The organism is Paraburkholderia sp. UYCP14C, from assembly GCF_004197395.1.
GTDB lineage: Bacteria > Pseudomonadota > Gammaproteobacteria > Burkholderiales > Burkholderiaceae > Paraburkholderia.
On record NZ_SELS01000142.1, the window covers coordinates 1 to 6391 of the forward strand.

Sequence of the window (6391 nt, forward strand, 5' to 3'; positions counted from 1 at the left end):
AGATGAAAAATGAGGCCGCCATTATCGCCTGGCGCTCCAGGTGCCTCCTCATGTGTAACGCAGCTTTGAACCTCGCCGGATAGAAGCGCCAGTTGACGACCGCCTCACGCAGCGCGGACTCCAGCCGGTCACATTGCGCGAGCCGGTCCTCGATCGCGCGCCGCTGTTCCTCGAACACCAATTGCTGCCACGCACTCTCGAAAGCATACGTGCTCAGCCAGCGCCGGTGCGCCGGGCCCCAGTTGGCGCAACCGGTATAGCGCACGCCGTGCGAGAGGAGAAAGGCCTTCAGCCGTTGTCGGGCACGCTTGAGATCGTCCTTGGCGCTGACCCACGCACGGGACAGATCGCGGAATGCTTCGTCCTCCACGCTGGGCACATACACCGCCGAGAGGTCCCCGGCGCGTAGCGCGCGCACGAGCTTGATCGCATCGCGGCGGTCGGTCTTGACACGCTCACCGGGCTTCTTGGGAATCAGCGACGGCGCGCACACCATGCAGTCGAATCCCTTCCGCAGGAGCTGACGGTAAAGTCCGTAGCCACACGGACCCGCCTCGTAGACGATGGAGACACGCCGCGCTTTCGATTGCAGGCGCTTGCACAGGCGATCGATATCGGCCTTCGTCGTCCCGATCTTGCCAAGCAGTTCGACCTCGCCGGAGCCGAGCGCATAGGCGATCGTGATCGACTCCTTGTGCACATCTAATCCTACGTACAACGTGCTATCGTCTTCCATGCTAGCCTCCGTGCTGGAAATCGCCGGGTGTGGCCCTGTCCACACCGTGCGGCTCTGGCAGTCATGCTAACCCGCGTTTGATTCCTTCGCGGCAGGCTAGCCTCTCTGCCCCACGGGGAGTCATATTGACTATGCGGCCTCGCACCGCGCCGTGCGCGAGATGAAGGCCGATGGCTTGCTGCCTGATGGCACGAAGGTCCGATCCGCGAAATATCTCAATAATCTGGTGGAACAGGATCACCGCAACATCAAATCCCGGACGAAAGTCATGCTCGGCTTCAAACGTTTCAGGAACGCAGCGATCACTCTCTCGGGTATTGAGTTGGTACATCGTATTCCCAAGGGCCAGTTCGGCCTCGCGAAGATCGGCCTCAAAGATACCACTGCGCCCGCAGTCTGGGAGGCCGTCCTGTCTGCTTGATGAGGTGTCCTTTATATAACAACAATCTCGTACAGACCGCCTATTTGCACCAGAGCCCTCGCCCGAAGTTCGTGAGCGGGCTGTGCGAATGGTTCTGGAACATCAAGGCGACCACGACTCGCAATGGAAAGTGATCGCGTCGATCGCGGCGAAGTTTGGCTGCTCGGGCGAGATGTTGTACTAGGCGAAGCTTTGCGCCTCCTCGAGTAAAACCTCGCGCATCCAGATGCTTGCAGGATCGCCATCGTGTAGCGAAGGCCATTGAATTGCTTCGGTAAACGACGAAAGTGGCAGAGGCACTTCTGCGATCCGCAGAGGTGTTAGTTCCGCAAAGTGCTCAGCCAATCTCAAGGGAAGCGTAGCGATACGGTCGGTACGCGACAGGACGGAAGGGACGAGACTGAACGTGGGCACGACAACCTCCTCGCGCCTTTTCAGACCGAGATCGCGCAGGAAAAACTCTTCGATCGAGGGCCTGCGCGCACGCCCGAACCTCACCGTTACGTGTCCCATCGACATGTACTTCTCTAGCGCAATGCGGTGCGATAGCTGTTTATTCGTCGGACAGCCTACGCAAACGAGCCTCTCCTCAAAAAGGGCTGCTTTGGGATGGGTATCTGCTAGCAGCAACTCCGGCAGGGCCAGAAAATCGATGTCGCCGCGCCGAAGCAGCCCACCGGGTTCATCATCAGGGAAAACGATCTCGAAGCTAACAGAAGGCGCCTCCTGCGCAACGCGTTCGATTACCTTCCGGAAATAGACGAGCGTCATGAAATCGGACAGGCAGACCCTGAAACGGCGATGAGATTTGCTGGGCTGGAACGCGTCGCGCGAAATGATGGAAAGCTGTATGTGCGATAAGGCCTCCCGAACCGGTCCGACGAGTTCCGTCGCGCGCGCTGTTGGGACGAACTCACGGCCCCTCATCACGAACAGGTCATCTCCGAAATAGTCACGTAGCCGTGCAACGGCAGCGCTCATGGCAGGCTGGCTCAGATTGACGTATTGGGCCGCGGCCGTCAGATTGCGCTGTGTCATGAGCGCATCCAGCGCAACCAGAAGATTGAGATCCAAGCCTTTGAAACGCATATTCAAAAATCCGTCTTATGTGTGACCCAGGTCGGAGGACTCGATGAAACTGTTCCGAAGGCCGCAAAGTTACTGCATTCAAAATCAAGGCTGCTGATCAATTCCACGGCTAACGATTGCCATGCGTTATAGCGTGGACATGCAACGGTAAAAAGCAAAAACGGTGAAGCAACTGACCGTGGCGATGGCGGTCGATCAATCGCAGGATTCGGAGCGCAGCGCACACCTACGCGACGCGAACCGATTCTCTGAGATGAACAGGCTCGTGCCGCGGGCCGAACTTTGTGTGGTGATCGAGCCGTACTACCCGAAACGGGGCAACGGTCGCCCGCCGATCTCGCTGGAGCGCATGTTGCGGATACATTTTGTGCGGCACTGGTTCAACCTTGCCGACCCTGCATGCGAAGAGGTGCTGTACGACAGCATCCAGCCTGCGCCGTTTTGTGGGCATTGAGGCACGGAATTGCCGGGCTCGCCGACCGCGGCGACGATTGCCGCGATCGACCGGTGCCAGGTACCCGGCGTTTTCTTGCCGATCACCTCAGTGAGCAACGGAGCAACTGCGACGACCGCAGGTGTTTTCGTGTCCGTCAGCGTCCGTGACCATCGACATCCGGACGTGCACTGAAGCGAGGCTCGTCGATCCATGCGGCGAGCCAGTCATGGAATTGTCCCCAGTCGTCGGCAAGGTCGAGTTCACGTGCGTGTAATCCGCTGTGACTGCCATCGTCGCCCTTGCCAATCCACGCATAGATTGTCCGTGCGCCATTCCACCAGGCGATCAGGCCGTCCGTCAGATCGGCTATTGTCCCGGCGGGCATCAAGACCAGCAGGCGCGACAGGCGGGCATCGAACTCTTCGAACCTCATCGCTCGCCTCTCAATGCACGGAGCCGAAGAATGCCATCGCGCCTTCGGCTGGCGTCAGGCCCGCCTTGAAGTAGCCTTCGAGCCGGTCGGCTGTCGCTTCGTCAAGTGTGAAGGGCGGATGGATGTAGCCCACATTGAACGCATGGTCGTACCAGTCGCTGAGCCACGCGCGCAGTTCGATCGCGTCCTGCGGCAATGCGGTCGGAGCATCGTCGTGCATATGCGTTTCCCTGGCTTGCTGAACGATCAGGCCGCCATGCGGCCTATCCCCATTTCCGGACGGCGCTGGCACGGCGGAAACACGTGCCATGTGCCGTCGGCATGGCGAAAGAAGAAGAGTGAAAACGAGCCGGTCGACCGATCGAGCTGTATGCGCACGCACCACGTTCCACCCGAGCGGGAGCGGTCCAGCACACACACGCGCGCCCCGCGGCCCCGCGTCGGGCCAACGAGTTTTTCGACCTGAGAACGCAGGGATTTGTTGCCCGCCATGATTTTCCCCTCGATGCACGATGAGTCGATGCTATGGCGATCGGTGCGTGCGTCCAATCGGCAACGGCGGAATATCGCTTCAGGAAACGCTCGTTTCCGCCGTCAGGACTTCCTGAATCAGAACCAGCATGCAGAACGGCGTTTAAGGGTTTTTACCCCCCCCCAACGGGAGCTTTTATGCATGAATGAAACTAAGGATTTCCGGTTCTGTTGCAGTAAGGCCCACGTTAAAATTGGGTAGCGAATTTTTGGGCTGTGCGATGAAGAAGACGAAGACACCGCGAACCACACTCGCGCCGGGCTTGGCCAAGGTCCTGAAGCGCCTTCACTACCCGCTTGAAGTGATTTTGCTGTGCGTGCGATGGTACGTGGCCTATTCGCTGAGTTTGCGCAATCTTGCGGAAATGATGGACGAGCGTGGTGTCGCGGTGGATCATTCGACGGTGTACCGCTGGGTCATCAAACTGCTGCCGCTCTTCGAAAGGAGCTTCCGCAAGCACAAGCGTCCGGTTGGGAAAAGCTGGCGAATGGACGAGAGCTATATCAAGATCAAAGGTGAGTGGAAGGCAGTATGACTTTCCGTGAGGCAGAGGCTGGCCCGCCGTGGGGAAGCTGAACGCGGGTTAGTCAGTATGACTTCGTGAGGCAAGGGCTGGCCTGCCGAGGGAAACAAACGCGGGTTAGCATCGCTGCCAGAGCCGCACGGTGTGGACGGTGCCACACCCGGCGATTTTCACCACGGAGGCCAGCATGGAAGACGATAGCACGGTGTACGTCGGTCTGGATGTCCACAAGGAATCGATCACGGCTGCCTATGCGCTGGGCGCAGGCGAGGTCGAAGTGCTCGGCAAGACCAGTACGTCGAAGACGGACATTGATCGCCTGTGCAAGCGCCTGCAATCGAAGGCGCGACACATCTGCATCGTCTACGAGGCAGGCCCGTGCGGCTACGGACTTTACCGTCAGCTCGTTCAGAAGGGATTCGACTGCATGGTCTGCGCGCCTTCACTAATTCCAAAGAAGCCAGGTGAGCGCGTCAAGACGGATCGACGCGACGCAGTGAAGCTTGTGCGTTCGCTGCGCGCCGGCGACCTATCGCGCGTTTATGTGCCCACCGTGGATGACGAAGCATTCCGCGACCTTGCTCGCGCGTGGGTTAGCGCCAAGGACGATCTGAAGCGTGCACGACAGCGCCTGAAGGGCTTTCTGCTGCTGCACGGAGTGGGCTATAGGCTATTTTTGCCCATCCCCCGAAAACAGAAAATCTTCTCAAAACCCACGCCAGTATTGGCTTTACGGGGTATAAAACCAGTGGAAGTGATCCGGGCAGAGCGCTTTCAGGAAGGGAGGATTACGGCTCGCCGGGTTGGGATTAAGCTTGCACAATCCGGGTCCAGTATGCCGGATCGGCGTAGTATGCGGCGAGCACGTCAATGTCGATGGAAGAACCCTCCGGGCCGAATTCGAAGGAGCCGAACAGGTTGATGTGCTGCCACGCGACGGGTGACATGCCAGCGATCAACGCCGTTGCAGCGAGGTCGCGATCCGCACGTTTTTGCTCATATACGCGGGAAAGCAGCGCCGTGTTGTAGTAGATGATTGCATTGGCGATCAGCCGTGAGCAGTCGTTCCAGATCTGCTGTTCGGCCTCGGTGTGCACACGCAGCTTGCCGCCGTTGACGTAGGCGATCGCGCGGCGCAACCGGTGGTACGCTTCGCCGCGGTTCAAGGCCTTCTGCACGTCCTGACGCAGGTTGACGTCGTTGACGAACCTGAGAATATGGCGCGTGCGGCAGAGGTTGTCGAGTTCCCAGAGCGCCTTTTTGGTTTCATTCTGGCGCACGTAGCTGCTGAGCTTGCGCACGATTGTGGCTTGCGTGACGTCCTTTTGTGCGAGTGAAACCATGATGCGCTGGACGTTGGGCCACTCCCGGATGATCCGTTCATCGTGGGATTTTCGCGAAGGTTTGATCAGCCAGTTCCCGTAGTGACTCGGGTTGTGCCGGCCGACGACGCTGCCGATTTTCTTGTGCAGGTCGCGATAGCGCGGCGCAAACTGATACTCGAACGTAAGCAGGGTAAAGAAGTTCAGCTGGTTGGCGCCGTGCGTGTCGGTGGAATGGACCTGCGGACGGATGTCGGACGTATTGTTGTAGAGCAGGTCGAACACGTAATGGCTTTCGTGCTCGTGTGCGCCGATGACTTTCATGTTGAACGGCACGTGGTTAGCGACGGCCGTGCAGGCGCTGATACCCTTGCCGAGGCCGTAATACTTGGGCGAGTGCCGCGCCTGGAAGGTGTCGATCTGGGTTTCGAAGCGCTGGCCGTCGCTGCTCGAATGGATCTGGTCGCCGACGTCGAACAGATGAAACGCCGGCAGGCCAGCAGTTGCGTTGCTGATCGCGTCATTGGCGGCATGCAGGGTTTCGGGGCGCAGATAGTTGCGCGCGGTGCTCGCGAGCGAAGCGTAGCTGATGCCCGAGACTTCGGCCATTTTTTGCAGGCCCATGTTGGTGCCCATGGCGACCACGCAGGCAAGGATTTCGCGCGGGTCGGCGGCATGCTTCACATAGCGATCGAGCACGTGGGTGAAGGCCTTCAGGAACTCCGTGCGTTCGGCGACGAACCACAGCAGCCTGGCGATGTCGATCCCGGGCAACTGGCTGTAAAACGAATGGTTGACTGATTCGTCGGGATCGGGATATACGGCGAGGTTCAAAGCTGCGTTACACATGAGGAGGCACCTGGAGCGCCAGGCGATAATGGCGGCCTCATTTTTCATCT

Annotated in this window: 5 protein-coding genes and 5 pseudogenes; 4 read left to right on the top strand and 6 right to left on the bottom strand. The window is 59.1% G+C overall.

The features are described from left to right. Positions 1-736 (bottom strand): transposase (locus tag EVC45_RS42990; RefSeq protein ID WP_248295501.1); only part of this gene is annotated, 736 nt, incomplete at its 3' end. Positions 737-866: 130 nt separating this feature from the next. Here EVC45_RS42990 and EVC45_RS42995 point away from each other — a divergent pair. Further along, a pseudogene (locus tag EVC45_RS42995) lies at positions 867-1157 on the top strand (DDE-type integrase/transposase/recombinase); the annotation flags it as partial. A gap of 180 nt (positions 1158-1337) precedes the next feature. On the opposite strand, the gene EVC45_RS43000 reads toward EVC45_RS42995, so the two are convergent. Next, positions 1338-2246: a LysR family transcriptional regulator gene (locus tag EVC45_RS43000; RefSeq protein ID WP_129964147.1), complete on the bottom strand. Its 909-nt coding sequence runs from the start codon at positions 2244-2246 to the stop codon at positions 1338-1340. A 163-nt stretch (positions 2247-2409) separates the two neighbouring features. Between EVC45_RS43000 and EVC45_RS48105 the strand changes: the two are divergent. After that, positions 2410-2701, top strand: a pseudogene (locus EVC45_RS48105) (transposase); the annotation flags it as partial. Between the two features lie 135 nt (positions 2702-2836). On the opposite strand, the gene EVC45_RS43010 reads toward EVC45_RS48105, so the two are convergent. Genes EVC45_RS43010 through EVC45_RS43020 form a run of 3 tightly spaced genes read right to left on the bottom strand, consistent with a single transcriptional unit; the run spans position 2837 to position 3607 of the window. Beyond that, positions 2837-3115, bottom strand: a complete 279-nt coding sequence (locus tag EVC45_RS43010) for a hypothetical protein (protein ID WP_129964148.1) — start codon at positions 3113-3115, stop codon at positions 2837-2839. A gap of 10 nt (positions 3116-3125) precedes the next feature. Then, the gene (locus EVC45_RS43015; protein WP_129964149.1) at positions 3126-3335 is read right to left on the bottom strand and encodes a hypothetical protein; all 210 of its coding nucleotides are present in this window, start codon (positions 3333-3335) and stop codon (positions 3126-3128) included. Positions 3336-3361: 26 nt separating this feature from the next. After that, a complete protein-coding gene (locus tag EVC45_RS43020; protein ID WP_129964150.1) occupies positions 3362-3607 on the bottom strand; it encodes a hypothetical protein in 246 nt (81 codons plus the stop codon). 260 nt (positions 3608-3867) lie between these two features. Between EVC45_RS43020 and EVC45_RS43025 the strand changes: the two are divergent. Beyond that, positions 3868-4173: pseudogene (locus EVC45_RS43025) on the top strand (transposase); the annotation flags it as partial. A gap of 184 nt (positions 4174-4357) precedes the next feature. After that, positions 4358-4837 (top strand): annotated as a pseudogene (locus EVC45_RS43030) (transposase); the annotation flags it as partial. Positions 4838-4979: 142 nt separating this feature from the next. Here the strand turns inward: EVC45_RS43030 and EVC45_RS43035 are convergent. Continuing rightward, positions 4980-6314 (bottom strand): annotated as a pseudogene (locus tag EVC45_RS43035) (transposase); the annotation flags it as partial. Positions 6315-6391: the final 77 nt, after the last annotated feature.

Excerpts from the sequence above, each read along its gene's own strand:
- EVC45_RS43010 (WP_129964148.1), bottom strand. The coding sequence starts at position 3,115 with ATGAGGTTCGAAGAGTTCGATGCCCGCCTGTCGCGCCTGCTGGTCTTG.
- EVC45_RS43015 (WP_129964149.1), bottom strand. The coding sequence starts at position 3,335 with ATGCACGACGATGCTCCGACCGCATTGCCGCAGGACGCGATCGAACTG.
- EVC45_RS43000 (WP_129964147.1), bottom strand. The coding sequence starts at position 2,246 with ATGCGTTTCAAAGGCTTGGATCTCAATCTTCTGGTTGCGCTGGATGCG.
- EVC45_RS43020 (WP_129964150.1), bottom strand. The coding sequence starts at position 3,607 with ATGGCGGGCAACAAATCCCTGCGTTCTCAGGTCGAAAAACTCGTTGGC.